This is a genomic window from Micromonospora sp. NPDC048839, assembly GCF_040649915.1.
GTDB lineage: Bacteria > Actinomycetota > Actinomycetes > Mycobacteriales > Micromonosporaceae > Micromonospora.
On sequence record NZ_JBEZGL010000059.1, the window covers coordinates 1 to 1809 of the forward strand.

Here is a 1809-nt window from a genome sequence, read left to right on the forward strand (position 1 = left end):
AGCACAACCGGATTTAATGGGTCCACTCTGCGGCTTTATCTAAAACTTTTGTAGCTGTTGAACCTGAATAGTTAAAAACAACTGTACTATATAATGTAGTTGTTTTAATACCTAAAACATACAGTTTATAGGTAGCAGTTACAGTTTTTTTCCCAGTCGCTAATACTCCTATTGAAGGGTTAGTATTTGTTTGTAGTTCTACAGGTACTTTATTTCCTTCTATGTTAATGTTTGATACGCCAGGATTAGCATTTGCTGTACCGATTAATTTCATATAATTATCTGGTTGTAATGCTAAAAGAAAAGTGTTTTGTTCTTCTTCACTTAAATTTTTAAATGCTTCTAATCCTTCTGCTGCGTAGTCATCTATTTTGCTTTCCTTTTCTAAATACTCAATATAATTAGCTGGTGATTCAATATACTTCAGTCCATCTTCAGTAGAGATACTTTCTGCATTAGCTGATTTTAAATCTAAACCAAAATTACTAATTAATAAAAATACAAGTGAACCTAACACAAAAACAATTCTTTTCATACTCATAGAAACAATCTTCCTTCCCCTTAATTTTTTATATCAATCCGAATAATTTCCAGATTAATAACATAGATAATAAAAAAATGGAAAAAAATAAGAATATTCTAGGGGGTATATATTGTGCAGGAGGAAGTAAAAGCTATTTTAATAGGTTTTGTTACTCTAATCGCTGCTTATTTGACTGTGTTTTCTTTATGGTTTTGTTTAGTTGCAATAATATTTGGAGTTATAGGATATAAACAGGCAAAAAAAATTAAAGAGAGAAAAAACAATTATATTTTTATGGGGAAAATATTAAATAGTATAGGGATTTTGTCTTCTATACTGCTATTTATGTATTATGTAACCGGTCCTATTTAATTTCGGTTTTAAAAAAGAAAATACCTCCTTTTATAGAAAAAAATTACATTTCATTTAAAATATGAACTTTTTATTTCGTATTAGGATAAAAAGAAAAAAAGCATAGGAGACGATCCTATGCTTTTTATTTTATTAATTTCAAATATAATCTAGTAAATTAGTATTGCTAGAATAGATTGATAGGTATAAAATTACAGATAACTAAATAGTCCGGATAATGAAAAAGAACTCCAACTGTTAAAGTGGTGTTGGTCGCACCCTTTAACCGTCTCCCTATTCTCGGTAGGGAAACACTTGTCGAAGTCCTTTGAACATATAACGTTAAGTATTATATACCAATCATTTTAGTGTATAAAACACGTTTATTCAAGGAAAAAAAGTTTCCTTTTTTCGATAACTTTTGATAAAAGACACTGTTTCCCATTGGTTTATGGGATAATAGTGTCTTTTTTTGTTCCGAAAAAGGAGAAATTGAACATGACAGTATTTGTGGAATCACACCAATTTAATCAAATGATATCTTACACACCATATGTAGAAACAAAAACAGAAAAGAAAAAAGTTAAGTACAGTTTATTAGAATCTATTCAAGAGTCCATAGGGGATAAATGGTACCGACTAAAAGAAGGAACAAGACAGGCTTTTGATATGGTCTGTTTCTTCAGTACGGAGTTAGGATTCTTTTATGCGAGTGACGAATACCTGGCAAAAAGGAACGGGATCAGTGACCGAACTATCCAATATCGCCTGAAAGAGCTAGTAGAACTGGGACAAGTTATAAAAGTATATCGACGTGCCAGAAAGTGTAACGGTCGGGGGAACCCAGTCTATCTATTTGTTAATCATCCTTACTTCCAATATTGGGTGAATTTATTAGGACTTGATAGGACTAATTTCCAAACAGATTGCGAAAC

The 1809-nt window shown here is 30.9% G+C and carries 3 protein-coding genes; 2 read left to right on the forward strand and 1 reads right to left on the reverse strand.

Annotated elements, in window-relative coordinates:
- Window positions 1–13: 13 nt before the first annotated feature.
- On the reverse strand, window positions 14–541 hold the full coding sequence (locus tag AB0C25_RS36555; protein ID WP_357379650.1) for a hypothetical protein: 528 nt from the start codon (window positions 539–541) through the stop codon (window positions 14–16).
- Between the two features lie 114 nt (window positions 542–655).
- Here AB0C25_RS36555 and AB0C25_RS36560 point away from each other — a divergent pair, with 114 nt between their 5' ends.
- Window positions 656–895: a hypothetical protein gene (locus AB0C25_RS36560; protein WP_341082326.1), complete on the forward strand. Its 240-nt coding sequence runs from the start codon at window positions 656–658 to the stop codon at window positions 893–895.
- Window positions 896–1372: 477 nt separating this feature from the next.
- On the forward strand, window positions 1373–1809 hold a 437-nt coding region (locus tag AB0C25_RS36565), incomplete at its 3' end, for a hypothetical protein (RefSeq protein ID WP_357379653.1).